The following is a 16,811-nucleotide window of genomic DNA, read 5'->3' as shown; positions in this document are numbered from 1 at the left end:
ACCGTGACCACAGCGAGTGCGCCGACCGTGCCCGCGGCTGCCGCACCGGCGGCGACCCGGAGCGCCGGTCGGCGCTATCGTCATGCCCTCTGGCTGCTGACCGTCCGCGATCTCCGGGTCCGGTACTCGACGTCGGCGCTCGGGTACGTCTGGTCGATCCTCGACCCGCTCGTGATGTCGGCGATCTACTGGTTCGTCTTCACCCAGGTGTTCCACCGCGGTTCGGTCGGTGAAGACCCGTACATCGTCTTCCTGCTCTCCGCGCTGCTGCCGTGGATGTGGTTCACCGGGGGCGTCTCGGATTCCACGCGGGCGTTCATCAAGGAGTCGAAGCTCATCCGCTCGACGACGATCCCCCGCACCATCTGGGTCGCGCGGATCGACGCGTCGAAGGGCATCGAGTTCCTGCTGAGCCTGCCGGTGCTGGCGGCATTCGCGATCGCGACGGGTGCGCACCTGCACTGGCAGGTCGTCTTCTTCCCGCTGGCGATCGTGCTGCAGTGCGCGCTGGTGTACGGCCTCGGCCTGATCGTCGCGCCGCTCGTCGTCTTCTTCCGCGACCTCGAGCGTGCGACCAAGCTCGTCCTGCGCTTCCTGTTCTACGCATCGCCGATCATCTACGGCACGCACGCGCTGCCCGACGCCCTGCGCCCCATCGCCGCGGTCAACCCGCTCACCGGCATCTTCGGGATGTACCGCGCCGCGTTCTTCCCGAGCCAGCTCGACTGGTTCGAGGTCGGGGCGTCGGTGGTCATCACGGGCATCGTCCTGGCGATCGGCTTCGCGGTGTTCCGACGCAGCGAGCACCGCGTGCTGAAGGAGCTGTGATGACCGCCACCGACCAGACCCGACGCACCGAGACCGTCGCGCCGGTGATCTCCGTGCGCGACGCCGGCATCTGCTTCAAGCGCAACCGACGGGCGAGCCGCAACTTCAAGGACCTCTTCGCCGGACGCGGCCGCCGCAAGCGTGCCGACGAGTTCTGGGCGCTCCGCAACGTGTCGTTCGACGTCCGTCCGGGCGAGGCGATCGGCGTCGTCGGTCGCAACGGTCAGGGCAAGTCCACGCTCCTGAAGCTCGTGGCGCAGGTGATGCTGCCGGACGAGGGCCGGATCGACGTCGGTGCCGGTGTCGCGCCGCTCATCGAGATCACCGGCGGGTTCGTCGGCGACCTGTCCGTCCGCGACAACGTCTACCTCACCGCCGGCCTGCACGGCATGTCGCGCGCCGAGATCCGTGCCGCCTTCGACGAGATCATCGACTTCGCCGAGATCGCGGACTTCGTCGACACCCCGTACAAGCACCTGTCGAGCGGCATGAAGGTGCGCATCGCGTTCGCGGTGATCTCGCGGCTCGACGAGCCCGTCATCCTGGTGGACGAGGTCCTCGCCGTCGGCGACAAGGCCTTCCGCGAGAAGTGCTACAAGCGGATCGAGGAGCTCCTGGCCGGCGGTCGGACGCTCTTCTTCGTGTCCCACAGCGACAAGGACCTGCGCCGCTTCTGCGACCGCGGTCTGTACCTCGACAAGGGCCGGCTGCAGCTCGACGGCACGATCGAGGAAGCGCTGGCGCAGTACTCCGCCGACTACGGCGTCTGACCGGTCGGGTACTCCCCCTCCACAACCAGGGCACCACGGTGCCCCCTCCACAGCGACGGGTTCCCGGGTGCTGCGCCGGGGCCCCACCGTCGGACCCTCCCCCTACCGTTCCCCTCATGCACCACCCAGCACCCGCGTACGCCGTCCCGTTCACCATCGACCGCTCGCAGGCCCCGCGCCGGTACGACCTCGTCAACACCGGGGACGAACCGGTCGACGGCCTGACCCTCACCCACCTCGGCAACGGCTACAGCCCGCCGCTGGCGGTGCACCGGCTCGAACCGGGTCGACGTCTGTCGGTCGCCGTGTTCGGCGCGGATCCGCAGGACACCGGCGTCGTGATCGTCCGCTGGCGCCGTCCGGACCGCTCCGAGTACGTGTGGCGGATGTCACTGGTCGGTCAGGGGCTGCACCCGTGACCGTGTCCAGCGGGGCTCAGCGTTCGCCGCGCTCGGCAGCGACGGTGCGCCAGCGCTCCAGCAGCCACTCGACGGCGGCGTGGAACCGGGCCGTCGCGGCACCGGGCGTGGTGTCGCCGAAGTAACGCGCCACCCACTGCTGCAGCTTGGCGAGCTCGGCGGCGTCCCCCACGGCGGCGTCGATCCGCGCGAGCACCGACGGTGCGTCGGCCGCGGTCAGCCAGTTGGCGTCGCTCAGGTAGCCGCGTTCGTCCACGTCGGCCTCGGGCGACACCGGCCGGGTCACGATGAGGGGCTTCCCGACCGCCAGGCGGTCGTAGATCATCGCGCTGATGTCGGTGATCGCCACGTCTGCGTCGGCCAGCTGCCAGCCGAGCTCCCCGCCCTCGTCGTGGACGTGGTGCGCGGTGGGGTCGGCCGCGTTCGCCGCCGTGATCGCCGCGACGATCCGCTCGTGTGCCGTTCGGTACGCCGGGTCGAGCACGCCGCTCCGCGGGTGCGGTCGGTACACCAGGCGGTGCCGGGGCGACGCGAGCACCTGCTCGGCGATGGTGGTGCCGTGGGACGCGATCGAGCCGTACGCAGCGGCGCCGCGGTCGCCCTCCCACGTCGGTGCGTACAGCACGACGGTGCGCTCGTCGGCGGGGTACGGTGCCGCGCCGGCGAAGTGGTCGGCCTGGGGGCGGCCGATCGCGATGGTCCTGGCGTCGAGGTCGTAGTCCCACAGTGCCTCGGCGAGCCGGCCACGCGCGGCGTCCCCGGCGATCAACGCGTAGTCGTACGCCTTGAACTGGTTCGTCGTCATGTACATCTTGTCGCTCTCGCCGTGGTTGACGAAGACGTGCCACATGCGCCCGTACCGCATCATCTGGAAGTTGCGGGCGTTCTGGTTGACGTAGAGCACCACCTTCGGCGCCTGGGTCTCGACGAACTGCTCCAGGTCGACGACCTGACGGGCGTACACGGCGGGGACCGGCGACTCGTCGATGAGCGTGGTCATCGTGCCCGGGCTGCGCGCGATGATCGCGACCGGGTGCGTCTTCGCCAGTTCAGCGAGCGGCGCGTACCACTGGCGCACCTGGTACATGTTCACGGGGCCGTCGGCGAAGTAGACCGCGATCTCGATCGTGCCGGGCGCCGGCGCCGCGACCGAGGGCAGGCGACGGGCGAGCTCCCGGCGGCTCCGGCGCGAGGCGAGCAGGCGCTGGGCCAGGCGCACGGCGGTCCGCACGTCACTGGTGATCGGCATGGACTGTCTCCCGTTCTGCGGTGGCGGTGTGGTTCGGGGTGGTCAGACGACGGGCGGGCGCCCGGCGAGCGTCATCCGGGCGACGGTCACCCAGCTCATCGGTCGGGTCGGTCCGCAGTCGGTGGTCCGTCCTTCGCGGATGCCGGCGAACCACGTCGTCAGGCGCCGCGGGTGTCGCCACCAGCGCGCGACCTGGATCGCGGCCCACGAGCCGACGTAGAGCGGTCGGAGCGGTGCCGGCAGGTTCCGTCGGGCCAGCCACACCCGGTTGCGGGCGTTCAGGCGGTAGTACTCGGTGTGCCGCGCCGGGTCGATGGCCGGGTGGTGGGCGACCAGGTCGCCGGCGTACCAGGCACGTCGGCCGGCGTCCCACACGCGCCACGCGAGCTCGATGCCCTCGTGCGCGTAGAAGTACTCAGCGCCCCATCCCCCGACGACCCGGTACACGTCCATCGGCAGCACGACGGCGCCCTCCCACACCGAGAACACCGGCGACGAGTGGTCTGGCTCGCCCTTGCGGATGCGCGGGACCCAGCGCCGCGGGTTGGCAGCGCCGGTCGGGTCGACCACCCGCGGCTGGAGCAGCCCGAGCGAGGGGTCGCGTTCGAAGCGGCCGACGGCGTCCTGCAGGAACGTGACCGAGGGGATCGAGGCGTCGTCGTCCAGGAAGAACACGTAGTCCCCGTCGACGACCTCGGCGCCGGCGTTGCGGCCGGCCGGGATCCCGAGGTTCTCCGGCAGCGCCAGCGTCCGCACCTCGTCCGGCAGGCCGGTCGGCTCCCAACCGTTGCCGACGCAGACCACGTCGAGTTCGACGCCCTCCTGCGCGAGCACGCTGTCGAGCCCGCGGCGCAGGTCGTCGGGCCGGGTGCCCTGCGACAGGCTCACGACGGCGACGCGCGGTCGCTGCGGGTGCGCGACCGCGTGGCGACGAACGGTGCTCGGGGTCACCGTGTCGTCGGTCACCGCGTCGTGCGTCACGCCTTGACCCGCTTGGACGCGATGATCGCCAGGAAGTGCCCGACGGTCGCCAGGACGGCCAGCGGCAGCAGCGCGCCGACCAGGATCCGGCTGGCGAGCGTGTCGCCGATCGCCAGTCCGATGAGCGCGAACAGGAACGCGAGCATGCTCAGCTCGACCGAGTGGTACAGGCGGTGGAACGGCAGGAACCGGGCCAGCCGGCGGAGCGAGGCGAGCTTCCGACCGGACGGCGCGGTCGAGGCGTCGCGTCGGTCGACGAGCTTGTCGAGCCCCGCGTTCGCCCGGGCGACGTGCACCATGTCGTTGAGGGCCTTGTTCAGCACGATGACCAGACCGAGCGCGCAGCCGATCGTGGTCCACATCCAGTCGGCGCCGTGGATCGGCCAGGTGGCGGCTCGGATGCCCAGCGCGACCGGGATCAGTCCCTCGGTCGTGTAGTGCCCGACCTTGTCCAGGAACACCCCGGCGGGCGAGCGGGTGCCACGCCACCGTGCGACCTCGCCGTCGCAGCAGTCCACGAGCATCTGCAGCTGTCCGAGCACCAGGGCGAGCGCTGCACCCCAGATGCCGGGGATGAGCAGGGCCGCGGCGATGCTCCACCCGACCAGGATCATCAGGCCGGTCACCTGGTTGGCGCTGACGCGGGTCTTCAGCAGCACCCAGGTCAGGTACGGCGAGACGTCGCGCAGGTACAGCGACGCCGTCCAGTGCTCGGCGTTGGCGCGGGCTCGGACCTCGTCCGGCTGGGCGACGGACCGCAGCTCGGCGATCGACGTCGGGCGTGCGGATCCGCGGCCGTGGGTGGCGTGGTCGGTCATGGGGTCACCGTCCGGTGTGGGTGGTCAGCTCGGAGGTGCGGGTGAGGAACCCGATGATGAAACCGAGCCCCCATCCCACGTGGATGCAGGGCAGCACCACGAGCAGCCAGAGGAAGGTCGCCACCCCGGACCGGCGCGCGACGGCGACCGACCCGAGGACGACGAAGAGCAGGTACACGGCGGGCACGGCGAACCCGAGGAGCGCCCATGCGACCGGGCTGCCGAGGGCCGCGCCGACGACACCGACGATGCCGGCGAGGATCCCGACGGCCATGGCGGCGACCATCGCGGGCGGCACGAAGTACCGCAGGCCGTTGTTCGCGGGGAACCGACGGGCGAGCTCGCCCCGCCACAACCCGGTCGCGACGAACTGCCGCACCAGGCGCTTCAGGCTCGGTCGCGGGCGGTAGGTGACGACCAGCTCGGGCGTGAACCACACCGTGCCGCCGGTCTGGCGCAGGCGTCGGTTGAGTTCCCAGTCCTGGCCGCGCTTGATGCCCTCGTCGAACAGGCCGACCTCGAACAGGCGGTCGCGGCGGAAGACGCCGAGGTACGCGGTCTCGGCGGGGCCGGCGGTCCCACCGACGTGGTGCGGGGTGCCGCCGAGTCCGACGCGGCTGCCGTACGCCAACGCGACGGCCCGCTCGAACGGGCTGCGGCCCTCGGCGCGCATGATGCCGCCGACGTTGTCCGCACCGGACTCGAGCAGGGTGCGGACGGCGATGCGCGTGTAGTCCGGGGGCAGCACCGAGTGCGCGTCGACGCGGACCACCACGGGGTGCACTGACGCCGTGATCGCGACGTTCAGTCCGGCCGGCGTGGACCCGACCGGGTTGTCGATCGCCCGGATGCGTGGGTCGGCCGCGCTCATCTCGGCCACGAGTTCGTTCGTGCCGTCGATCGAGGGGCCGAGCGCGAGGATGACCTCGAACACGCCGGTGTAGTCCTGGTCGAGCAGGCTGGCGACCGCAGCGCGGACCTCGGTGACCTCGTTGAGCACGGGCATCACGTACGAGACGCCCGGCAGGGGCTGTCCGTCTGTCTGCATGCGTACCTCGGGGTGCTGGCTGGGTGCACGGGACGCACCGGGGCGGTGCCGCCCCGCAGAGCGACCATGAGCCTATCAAGACCCGAACCCGGAACCTGCGGGGCGTCCGCGACGCGACCCGCAGACGGACGGGAGGCCCGGCGCACGTCGTGCACCGGGCCTCCCGTCTCGTCCGTGGTGGCGTCAGCCCTTGCTGTCGTACGTGCCCAGGGTCACGTCCGCCTCGCGGGACTGCCCGTTCCGGAGGTAGCTGATCGTCGTCGACGCGCCGCCCGCGAAGTAGCGGACCTGTGCCGTCAGGTCGGTGGCGTCCGAGACGGTCGCCGAACCGATCTTCGTGACGACGTCGCCCTTCTGCAGACCGGCCTTGGCCGCCGCACCGCCGGACGAGACCGACTTGATGAGCGCACCCATCTGGGTCGCGCTCGCGTTCTCCGAGGCGTCGCCGACGGTGGCACCGAGCAGGCCGTGCGTGGCCGAGCCCTTGTCCTTGATCTCGTTCGCGACGCGCTTCACCAGGTTCGACGGGATCGAGAAGCCCACGCCGATGCTGCCGGCCGCCGAGTCCGACGACGACGAGCTGCCGGCCGAGGCGATGGCCACGTTGATGCCGATCAGCTTGCCCTTCGCGTCGAGCAGCGCGCCACCGGAGTTGCCCGGGTTGATCGACGCGTCGGTCTGGATGACGGGCAGCGAGACCGTGGTGTTCGCGGACGAGCTGCTGCCGTTGTCGCCGTTGCCCCAGAAGTCGAACGGACCGCTGCCGCCGTTGCCGCCCTCGTTCGAGTCGCCGCCCTCGCTGGGAGCGCTCGACGTGACCTGGATGCTGCGGTTCAGGGTCGAGACGATGCCGTCCGTGACCGTGTTCGACAGGCCCAGGGGCGCACCGATCGCGACCGCGGTGTCACCGACGTTGAGCTTCGTGGAGTCGGCGAACTCCATCGGCTTCAGGTCGGTCGCGTCGATCTTGATGACCGCGAGGTCGACCGTCGGGTCGGTGCCGATGAGCTTGCCCTCGTAGATCTTGCCGTTCGAGGTCGTCACGGTGATCGAACCGTTCGAGCTGTCGCCGTCGAGCGTCACCACGTGGGTGTTCGTGACGATGTAGCCGTCCTTGCTCATCACGACGCCCGAACCGGTGCCGGCCTCGTTGCTGGACGACACGTTGATCGTCACGACCGACGGCGTCGCCTGAGCAGCGACCGCGGTGACGACGGTCGCGGAGTCGTAGTCGTTGACCGTGAGGTTGCCGCCCTGCGACGAACCGGACGACGACGCGACGGTGCCGCCCTGCGACGACGCGGCGAGCCACCCGGCGCCGCCGCCGACCAGACCCGCGAGGACCAGTCCGGCGATGATCGGCAGGACGAGCTTGCCGCGGCCGGAGCGGGTGCTGGTCGTGGTGGCCGCTGCACCCGCTGTTCCGTCGGCGAAGTAGTGGCCGTTGCGCTGGTTCGCGCCGTCCACGTCGCCGAAGGCGCTCGTGGCCGACTGCGGCGCCTGCGCCGACGCCGTCGCGTACTCCGACGAGGACGCGGGGGCAGCGGCGGAGGCCGGCTGGGCGTACTCGCCGTACCGCGGCTGGCTCGCGGTCGGCTGCTGGCCGTACTGCGGCTGCTGGGCCTGGCCGTACTGGCCCTGCTGGCCGTACTGGCCCTGCCCGTACTGCGCCTGCTGGCCGTACGGGGACTGCTGGTTCGGCTGGTTCGGCTGGTTCTGACCGTACTGCGCCTGCTGGCCGTACGGACTCTGCTGGGCCTGGCCGTACTGCGGCTGCTGGTTCTGGCCGTACTGGCTCTGCTGGGACTGGTCGTACTGGCTCGTCTGGTCGGCCGAGGGCTGCTGGCCGTACTGGGCCGCCTGCCCGTACGGCGAGGTCTGTTGGCCGTACCCGGCGGGCTGCTGGCCGGCGTCGCGCTGCTGGTCGCCCGAGAGCGTGGGGTACGGAGCCGTGTAGCGGTCCGTGGGGTGGTCGGTCGCCGACGGGATCACGTCGGTGTGGTCGGCGCTCGTGGCGTCGTCGGACCGCTCGGCGTTCTCGGACTGCTCGGCGTCGTTGAACTGCTCGGCGTCGTTGAACTGCTCGGAGTCGTTGAACTGCTCGGAGTCGTTCGGCATCGACGTGTTCCCCTTCGTGGCCGCTGCGGCGGCGTCCTCACTGGCGGCAGGCGATGCCGCATCGTCCGGACGGCGGTCGTCGCCCTGCCCGTTGGGCGTGGTGTCGGTCATGCTGGACGTGCTCCTTTCAAGCTCGTGCAGTCTGTCGCAACCACCTGAGCGGTGCTTCTGGCGACGCTGGAAGCATCCTCTGCCGATCTTATGCGTGGGCTGTGGGTCCGTCCCCGGATCGCCGTCGGACGGCCAGCTAGGTTGGGGTCCGTTCAGCGCGACACGTCGTCGCCGTCACCGGAGGGAACCACATGCGGCAGGCAGGACCCTGGTTGCGAGCAGCCGAGGGAGCGATGCTCCTGGGACCCGACGGCGTCCCGGCGCCCACCGTCTTCGCCGAGATGAGCGCCCTCGCCGCGAGTACCGGCGCGATCAACCTCGGGCAGGGCTTCCCCGACCAGGACGGCCCCGCCGAGGTGCTCGAGGCCGCGGTCCGCGCCATCCGGGACGGCGTCAACCAGTACCCGCCCGGACGCGGGACGGCCGACCTCCGCAACGCCGTGGCCGAACACCAGCAGCGGTGGTACGGCCTCGAGGTCGATCCCGACCGGCAGGTCCTGGTCACCGCCGGCGCCACCGAAGCACTCGCCGCGACGCTCCTCGCCCTGGTCGAACCGGGCGACGAGGTCATCACGTTCGAACCGTTCTACGACGCCTACGGTGCGCTCGTCCGGCTCGCCGGCGGCACCCACGTCACCGTGCCCCTCACCGCTCCGGACTTCCTGCCGGACGAGGACACCCTGCGCGCCGCGTTCACCGACCGCACCCGCGTCGTGCTCGTCAACACGCCGCACAACCCGACCGGCCGGGTCCTGCCCGACCAGGTCCTGCGCACGATCGTGGAGCTCGCGACGCGGTACGACGCCCTCATCGTCACCGACGAGGTCTACGAGCACCTGACGTTCACCGTCCCGCACACGCCGATCGCGACACTGCCCGGAGCCGCCGAGCGCACGGTCTCGATCTCGAGCGCCGGCAAGACCTTCAGCACCACCGGTTGGAAGATCGGCTGGCTCACCGCTCCCCCGACGCTCGTCGACGCGATCACGACGGTGAAGCAGTACCTGACCTTCGTCAACGGCGCACCGTTCCAGCCGGCCGTCGCCGTCGGGCTGCGGTTGCCCGACGCCGTCTTCGCCGGGATCGCCGCCGAACTCGCCGCCAAGCACGAACTGCTCGCCTCGGGGCTCCGGTCAGCGGGCTTCGACGTCTTGTGGCCGGACGGCGGGTACTTCGTGATCGCCGACTCCGCGCCGCTCGGGTACGACGACGCACGGGCCTTCTGTCTGGAGCTGCCCGCCCTGGCCGGGGTCGTCGGCGTGCCGGTGTCGGCGTTCGTCCGGCCGGACCACGCCGCGGGCTACCGGTCCCTCGTGCGCTTCGCGTTCTGCAAGCGGCGCTCCGTCCTCGAGGACGCCGCCGACCGCCTGGCACGCCTCCACGCGCCGTCCTGAGCCCGACCCCGCCACCGGCGCAGCCGCGACCACGCACCGGACGGGACTTGTCGGTCAGGGGCGAGCCGTGCCTCCAGGCCGGGCGCGCAGCGCGACGTCGTACCGGCGGAGTGCCAGCGACGGGTTGACCTGTCGGACCGCGTCGGTCACGGCGGTGTCGACGGTCGCGACGAGCGTGCCGGGCGTGGAGCCTGCCGACGCCACAGCGACGCCGGAGGGGTCGAGCACCACCGAGGCGCCGATGCCGATCGGCGGCGTCTGCCCGACGCCGACGACCCAGACGGTGTTCTCGATCGCCCGCGCGGTGAGCAGGGTCCGCCAGTGGTGCTCCTTGCCGGGGCCACGCACCCACTCGGCCGGCAGCACGACGACGTCGGCCGCACCGTGCTCGGGCGCTGCCAGCCGGCGGGTGACCTCGGGGAAGCGCAGGTCGTAACAGGTCTCGAGTCCGATCCGGAGGCCCTCGAACTCGAACACCGGCAGCTGCTCCGGGTCGCCGGACTCGATGCGGTCGGACTCCCGCGATCCGAAGGCGTCGTAGAGGTGCACCTTCCGGTAGGCCGCCGCGAGTTCGCCGCTGGGGAGCACCGCCACCAGGGTGTTGCGGAACCGCGCGGGGCCTGCCGGGGTCACCGCGTCGGACGTTGCTGCGTCGGACGTCGCTGCTTCCGTCGTCTCGGCGATCCCGACGACGAGCGCGAGTCCGGTGTCGCGGGCGATGTCGCGGAGCCCGGAGACGAACGGGCCGTCCAACGGTTGCGCTGCGGCGACGAACCGGTCGTCGATGTCGGCGGTGAAGTACGACGAGTACTCCGGCGTGACGAGCAGGGCTGCTCCCCGCGCCGCTGCGTCGCCTGCCGCGGTCCGGACGGTCTCGAGGTTGGCCACCGGGTCGTCCACGGGAGCGAACTGCGCGGCGGCGATCGTGAGGGTGCCCATCCGCCGAGCGTACCGGCGGGATCCGTCGCACTCCGGCACCCTCGGGTGCGCTCCGCATGCACGAGTCCAGGAATGCGTCCACGAACGAGGAAAGCCCCGGTCCTTTCGGACCGGGGCTTTCGTGTGACGCTTGGTTGCGGGGGCAGGATTTGAACCTACGACCTCTGGGTTATGAGCCCAGCGAGCTACCGAACTGCTCCACCCCGCGGCACGTTGAATAGCCTACACACGGTCGTGGCGGGGCACAAATCGTGTGCCCCGCCACGGCGTGTCAGCTGCCGTCTTCGGCTGCGGTCGCGGCCTCGATCGCCTCTTGCAGGCGCTTGTCGGCCTCGGCTGCAGCGACCAGGTCGTTGTCGGCGTAGGCCTGCTGGCGGTCCTGCAGGGCGTCGTTCGCGTCGGACAGCGCCTGCTGCAGTGCGTCGTTGTCCGTGGTGCCCGAGCCGGTCGAGCCGCCGGTCGACCCGGAGCCCGAGTCGGAACCGGAGTCGGACGAGCCCGACCCGGACGAACCGGAGTCGCTCCCCGAACCACTGGCATCGGAGTCTCCGGCAGCAGCACCCGAGTCACCGCCGAACAGCGAGTTGAGCGCCTCGTCGAGCGTGTCCTCGAACGCGATCTTGTCGCCGAACGCGACGAGCACCTTCTGCAGCAGCGGGTACGAACCGCTCGACGTCGACTGCACGTACACGGGCTGCACGTACAGGAAGCCGCCGCCGACCGGCAGGGTGAGCAGGTTGCCCTGCTTCACCGTCGAGTTGCCGCGCTTCAGGATGTTCAGCTCCTGCGACACCGTGGTGTCCGAGTTGAACAGGTTCTGCACCTGCGCCGGGCCCGGGATGTTGTCGGTCTTCGGCATCGTCAACAACGTGAGCTTGCCGTAGCCCGACGCCTTCTTGCCCTTGCCCGCACCTCCTGCGTCGGAGTCGGCGGCCAGGTACCCGGTCAGCACGTTGCGGTTGTTCGCCCCGGCGGACTGCTGGGGGATGTAGGTCGTGTACAGGTTGTACGCGGTCTCCTGCCCCGGCACCTTCATCGTCAGGTAGTACGGATCCTGCAGGTTCGCCTTGCTCGCCGTGGTCGTCGTCTGCGCGCCCAGGGCGTTCGTGGTCGTCGACGTGTCGGCGGCGCTCGCATCCGTGTCGGTCGACCCCGTGGTGGTGGGTTCCTGTGGCGTGTTCCACGCGTCGTCACCCGAGTAGAACGAGTTCGCGTTCGTCACGTGGTAGGTGCCGAGAATCGACCGCTGCACCTTGAACAGGTCCGTCGGGTACCGGACGTGGTCCAGCAGCTCGGCGCTCATGCTCGACACCGACTTCACCGACGTCGGGAAGATCTTCTCCCACGTCTTCAGCACCGGGTCCTTGGTGTCCCACGCGTAGAGGGTCACCTTGCCCGTGTAGGCGTCGACCGTGGCCTTCACCGAGTTGCGGATGTAGTTGACCTGGTCCGTGCGGTACGCCGAGGACTCCGAACCGGCGATGCTGTCCGACAGGCTCTGGCTCTGCGAGTACGGGTAGGCATCGCTCGTCGTGTAGCCGTCGACGACCCACTGGATGCGGTGGTCGACGATCGCCGGGTAGGCGTCGCTGTCGACCGTCAGGTACGGAGCCACCTTCTGCACGCGCGTGATCGGGTCGCGGTCGTAGAGGATCTGCGAGTCCTTGTTGACCGCGTCCGACAGCAGGACCTGCTCCGACTGGAACTTCGCTGCATAGACGAGTCGGTTGAAGAAGTTGCCCACACTCGGTCCGCCGTCGCCGGAGTACGTCGTGGTGGCGTTGCCGCCGTTGTCGTCGTCGGATCCGGACGGGTAGTCGAGCTCGACGTCCTTCGAGCCCTTCGGCGCGCCGACGATCGAGTACGCCGGCGAGGTCTCGCCGAAGTAGACGCGCTGCTGGAAGTCACCCAGCGCACCGTTCGAGGGGATCCCCGACTCGAGGAAGACCGGCTTGCCGTCGCTCGCGCGCTGGTTGCCGAAGGCCGCGGTCACGCCGTACCCGTGGGTGTACACGAACGCCCGGTTGTACTGGGTGTTCGCGGCCGAGCTCAGGCCGTCGAGGTCGATGTCGCGCACCGCGATGACGGTGTCCTCGGTCTCGCCCTTGACGTCGTAGCGGTCGACGTCGAGCTCGTCCGGGAACTGGTAGTACTGCCGGTACTGCTGCAGCTGGCTGAAGGTGTCGGAGACGATCTTCGGGTCGATGAGGCGGATGTTCGCCGTCGTCTGGGCGTCCTGAGCGAGGGCGCCGGAGCTGGCCTCGGTCGTGGCGTCGTAGTTCTGTTCCTTGACGTCGGAGACACCGTAGGCGTCACGCGTGGCCTTGATGTTCCGCTCGATGTACGCGGACTCGTAGGTACGCTCCGAGGGCTTGACCTGCAGGCGCTGGACGATCCAGGGGTAGATGCCCCCGATGACGATCGCGGCGACGAGCAGCAGGCCGGTGCCGACGATCGAGATGCGCCAGCGGCCGATGACCGCGGTGACGATGAAGAGGATCGCCACGATCGCCGCGATGCCCGCCATGATCTCGCGACCCGGGATGACCGCGTTGACCTCGGTGTACTGCGCACCGGTGATGAGCGAGTTCGACTTGGTGAGCGCCGCGTACTGGTCGAGCCACAGGCTGACCGCCTGCAGCGCGATGTAGAGCGCAGCGGTGACGGCGAGCTGGATGCGCGCGGCACGGGAGATCCGGACTTCACGTCCCCCGAAGCGCAGCGCGCCGTACAGGTAGCAGGCAGCGAGGGCGGCGAGCCCCGCGATCAGCACCACGGCCGACGAGTACGCCACGATCGAGCGCCAGAACGGCAGCTCGAAGACGTAGAAGCCGATGTCCAGGCCGAACTGCGGATCCGTCTTGCCGAACGGGGTCCGGTTGAAGTACTCGAGCACCATGCTCCAGCGCCCCGAGGTGGACAGCCCGGCGAAGATGCCGAGCACCACCGGGATGCCGATCATGACGGCGCGACGCAGCGGTTCGATGACCTGCTGGTACCGGTCCAGCTGCGAGTTGAGCTTCGCGTAGACCGGGCGGTACCGGAAGGCCAGCCCGATGCTCAGGAAGACGGGCACCGCCATGCCCAGGAAGCCCGCGAGGAACATCAGGGTCCCTGCGATCCACCGCGTCGTGAGGACCTGCTGGAACCCGAGCTGCGCGAACCACGCGTAGTCGGTGTACAGGCTGGCGAAGATGAAGAAGCCGATCACCAGTGCGGCCAGCACGATGATCGTGACCACGATCGGGACCCGCGGCGAACGCCGCCCCGAGGTGGACGAGGTTGTCGTCACTTGATGTGCTCCAGACGTGTCGGACCGGCGGGCCCGGCTCGCGGCGGGCCGTCAGTGCACTGATCCTATTGGACCGGGCGGACTGTGAAACTGTGCGAGGACTCAGGATCCCGGTCAGGAACCGCAGCGGGCGAGCTTCGCGGTGCTCTTCCCGTCGGCGATGGTCTGCAGGTCGGTGACGGCCTGGTCGAGCGTCGACACCTTGTAGACGTCGAGCCCGTCCGGCACGTGCCCGACGACCTCGTCGCAGTTGTCGGCCGGGGCGAGGAACACCGTCGCCCCCGCTTCCCGCGCTCCGTAGAGCTTCTGCCGGATGCCGCCGATGGCTCCGACCTCGCCGTCGGCGGTGATCGTGCCCGTCCCCGCGACGTGCTTGCCGCCGTTGAGCTTGCCGGGCGTGATCTCGTCGATGATCCCGAGCGCGAACATCATGCCGGCAGAGGGGCCGCCGACGTCCTGTAGCTTGATCGAGACGTCGAACGGGAAGTCGTATTTCTCCGTGACGCCGACGCCCAGGAGCGCGGTGCCCTGCTCGTCGCGCGGGGTCACCCGGACGTCCTTCGTCGCACCGTCGCGCTCGATGGTGACGGTGGCCGGGGTCGACGTGCCGTGCTTCGCGACGAGCTCCCGCAGCGAGGTGGCGTCGGCGTTCGTCGTGAGCGAGGTGCCGTCGAAGGCCGTGATGACGTCGCCCTTCTCGATCGGACCGTCGGCAGCCGAGCCGGGCTGCACGGTACCGACCTCGAGTTCGGTCGGCAGGTCGTTCCCCTGCTGGATCAGTGCTGCCGCCACGGCGGACTGCTGCGACGCCTGCATGTCGGCGGAGTCCTGCTGGTTCACCTGCTCGGTCGTGGTGCCGGTCGGGTAGATCGCCTCGACCGGGATCACGGCCTCGGACTTCGTGAAGATCGCCCGGACGACGCTGGTCCAGGACGGACGGTTCGTCGCGTCGCCCTGGATGCCGACCGTCAGCATGTCGAGCGCTCCGGCGGTGGGGTAGGTCTCGTGCCCGGAGACCTGGATCAGCTTGACGTCCTTCGCGTCCTTGCCCGTCCCCTGCTTCTGGGTCCCGATGGTGTTGTAGACCGGTCCGGGGACCTCGATCAGGTACGGGCTCGGCAGCACGCTCGCCAGGATCCCCAGCACGACGGCACCGATCACGAACGCCCACCCGACGGTCCTGGCACGCGAACGACGACGGGGCGCGGGGGTGAAGAGGGTCACGCGGGGTCCTTCCAGGGGCGGTCGCCGGGCCTGACGGCGGGGCGGTCGTCCTCGCCGTGCGGCGGGACTGTTCGCCCTCGGCGCAGCGGTTCGGGCGTTCCCACGGGGGCATCCCAGGTGCGGCCCCGTGAGCAGCGATTAGCGTAGTCGGCATGCCTGATGAACCACAGCCGGGGCCGGACGACGACTTCCAGGAGATGCTGCGCAAGCTGCTCTCGGGCGAGGGCCAGATCGACCCGTCGCAGCTCGCCGGTGCGGCCGGCCTGCCGAACGACCCGGCCTTCGTCGCGAACCTGATGAGCCAGCTGCAGCGGGCCGCGCAGTCCGGCGGCGACGGCATCGACTTCTCCGCGACCGCCGAGCGCGCCACCGCGATCGCCCGTGAAGGCGGCCACGCCGTCGACCCGGTGGCGTCGCAGGCGGCCGACCAGGCGTTCCAGGTCGCCGCCCTCTGGTTGGACGAGGTCACGACCGTGGCCGAGCTCACCGCCACCCCGAGCCTGTACACGCGGGAGCAGTGGGCGAAGGCGACGGTTCCGGTGTGGACCCAGATCGCCGAGCCCGTCGCGTTCAGCATCGCCGATGCGCTGACCGAGGCCATCGACCAGCGTGCTCCGGAAGAACTCAAGGCGATGCTCGGCGACGTCTCGAAGGCGATGCGCGGTGTCGGCGGTGCCCTCTTCGCCATCCAGCTCGGCCAGGTCGTCGGTCAGCTGTCGAAGGAGGTCGTGTCCGGCGGCGACGTCGGTGTCCCGCTGCTGGACGAGCAGGTCGCTGCACTCCTGCCGCAGAACGTGGCCGAGTTCGCCGAGGGACTCGACGTCTCCGAGGACGAGGTCCGCATCTACCTGGCGGTCCGCGAACTCGCCCACGCACGGCTCTTCCGCTCGGCGCGGTGGCTGCGACTGCACATCATCTCGTCGATCACGGACTACGCCCGGGGCATCCACATCCCCTTCGACCGCGTCGAGGAGCTCGCCGCGGACATCGACCCGACCAACCAGGAGCAGCTGCGGGACGCGCTCGCCTCGGGTGCACTCATCCCGCCACGCACCCCCGAGCAGGACGCCGCGCTGGCACGACTCGAGACCATGCTCGCGCTCGTCGAGGGCTGGGTCGACACGGTCACCGCCGCCGCCACCGTCCGGCTCCCGAAGAGCGGCGCCATCGCCGAGATGGTCCGCCGTCGCCGGGCAGCCGGTGGACCCGCCGAGTCCGCGTTCGCGACGCTCGTCGGCCTCGAACTGCGACCCCGCCGTCTGCGCGAGGCCGCCGCGATGTGGCAGCGGGTGACGGACGAGCTCGGTGCCGAGCAGCGTGACGCGCTCTGGTCGCACTTCGACCTGGTCCCCACGTCCGACGACGTCGACGCGCCGGACGCCCTGGTCGCCCGACTGCGGAACCCCGCGCAGACGGAGGAGGACGACGCGTTCGACAAGGCGCTCGAGGACCTGCTCAACGACGCCACCGGCACCCGTCCGCACGAGGACGAGTCCGGCCGGATCGACGACGGCGCCCCGGGCACGGACGGAACGGGTACGGACGGAACGGGCATCGACGAGAGCGGCACCGACGAGGACCGTCCCGGCGACCAGCCCCGCTGAGTCCAGCGCCGCCGAG

General features: G+C 70.3%; 13 protein-coding genes and 1 tRNA gene. 5 read left to right on the top strand and 9 right to left on the bottom strand.

All coding sequences use genetic code 11. From position 1 onward, the window contains the following. Positions 1–3 precede the first annotated feature (3 nt). The 3 genes from DEJ14_RS05105 (at position 4) to DEJ14_RS05095 (ending at position 2,017) form a co-directional block, all read left to right on the top strand. Positions 4–828: an ABC transporter permease gene (locus tag DEJ14_RS05105; RefSeq protein WP_416371912.1), complete on the top strand. Its 825-nt coding sequence runs from the start codon at positions 4–6 to the stop codon at positions 826–828. Then, positions 828–1,598 carry an ABC transporter ATP-binding protein gene (locus tag DEJ14_RS05100; RefSeq protein WP_111085010.1) on the top strand — a complete coding sequence of 257 codons (771 nt, stop codon included), beginning with the start codon at positions 828–830 and terminating at the stop codon, positions 1,596–1,598. Before DEJ14_RS05105 ends, DEJ14_RS05100 begins: the two co-directional genes overlap by 1 nt. Positions 1,599–1,714: 116 nt before the next feature. After that, the gene (locus DEJ14_RS05095; protein WP_111085009.1) at positions 1,715–2,017 is read left to right on the top strand and encodes a hypothetical protein; all 303 of its coding nucleotides are present in this window, start codon (positions 1,715–1,717) and stop codon (positions 2,015–2,017) included. Positions 2,018–2,033: 16 nt separating this feature from the next. Here the strand turns inward: DEJ14_RS05095 and DEJ14_RS05090 are convergent, their stop codons facing one another. From DEJ14_RS05090 to DEJ14_RS05070, 5 genes are all read right to left on the bottom strand, one after another. Next, a complete protein-coding gene (locus DEJ14_RS05090; protein WP_111085008.1) occupies positions 2,034–3,266 on the bottom strand; it encodes a CDP-glycerol glycerophosphotransferase family protein in 1,233 nt (410 codons plus the stop codon). A gap of 42 nt (positions 3,267–3,308) precedes the next feature. Next, a complete protein-coding gene (locus DEJ14_RS05085) occupies positions 3,309–4,217 on the bottom strand; it encodes a glycosyltransferase family 2 protein (RefSeq protein ID WP_258373242.1) in 909 nt (302 codons plus the stop codon). 26 nt (positions 4,218–4,243) lie between these two features. Further along, positions 4,244–5,065: a CDP-alcohol phosphatidyltransferase family protein gene (locus tag DEJ14_RS05080; protein WP_111085007.1), complete on the bottom strand. Its 822-nt coding sequence runs from the start codon at positions 5,063–5,065 to the stop codon at positions 4,244–4,246. 4 nt (positions 5,066–5,069) lie between these two features. Beyond that, entirely contained in the window at positions 5,070–6,113 is a 1,044-nt protein-coding gene (locus DEJ14_RS05075; RefSeq protein ID WP_111085006.1) for a glycosyltransferase, read from the bottom strand. A gap of 183 nt (positions 6,114–6,296) precedes the next feature. Continuing rightward, positions 6,297–8,342, bottom strand: a complete 2,046-nt coding sequence (locus DEJ14_RS05070; protein ID WP_258373236.1) for a S1C family serine protease — start codon at positions 8,340–8,342, stop codon at positions 6,297–6,299. 191 nt (positions 8,343–8,533) lie between these two features. On the opposite strand from DEJ14_RS05070, the gene DEJ14_RS05065 reads away from it, so the two are divergent. Then, entirely contained in the window at positions 8,534–9,736 is a 1,203-nt protein-coding gene (locus DEJ14_RS05065) for an aminotransferase class I/II-fold pyridoxal phosphate-dependent enzyme (RefSeq protein ID WP_111085005.1), read from the top strand. 54 nt (positions 9,737–9,790) lie between these two features. Here the strand turns inward: DEJ14_RS05065 and DEJ14_RS05060 are convergent, their stop codons facing one another. From DEJ14_RS05060 to DEJ14_RS05045, 4 genes are all read right to left on the bottom strand, one after another. Beyond that, positions 9,791–10,675, bottom strand: coding sequence for a carbon-nitrogen hydrolase family protein (locus DEJ14_RS05060; RefSeq protein ID WP_111085004.1), 885 nt, complete (start codon positions 10,673–10,675; stop codon positions 9,791–9,793). Between the two features lie 131 nt (positions 10,676–10,806). Continuing rightward, a tRNA-Met gene (locus DEJ14_RS05055) sits at positions 10,807–10,883 on the bottom strand. A 63-nt stretch (positions 10,884–10,946) separates the two neighbouring features. Beyond that, complete coding sequence (locus tag DEJ14_RS05050) at positions 10,947–13,967, bottom strand: UPF0182 family membrane protein (protein ID WP_284180371.1); 3,021 nt, start codon at positions 13,965–13,967, stop codon at positions 10,947–10,949. Positions 13,968–14,081: 114 nt separating this feature from the next. Then, the gene (locus DEJ14_RS05045) at positions 14,082–15,191 is read right to left on the bottom strand and encodes a YlbL family protein (protein ID WP_258373235.1); all 1,110 of its coding nucleotides are present in this window, start codon (positions 15,189–15,191) and stop codon (positions 14,082–14,084) included. 152 nt (positions 15,192–15,343) lie between these two features. On the opposite strand from DEJ14_RS05045, the gene DEJ14_RS05040 reads away from it, so the two are divergent. After that, a complete protein-coding gene (locus DEJ14_RS05040) occupies positions 15,344–16,795 on the top strand; it encodes a zinc-dependent metalloprotease (protein ID WP_111085002.1) in 1,452 nt (483 codons plus the stop codon). Positions 16,796–16,811 lie beyond the last annotated feature (16 nt).

Source organism: Curtobacterium sp. MCJR17_020, from assembly GCF_003234365.2.
Classification (GTDB): Bacteria; Actinomycetota; Actinomycetes; order Actinomycetales; family Microbacteriaceae; genus Curtobacterium.
This window is presented reverse-complemented; position numbering and strand designations above follow the sequence as displayed.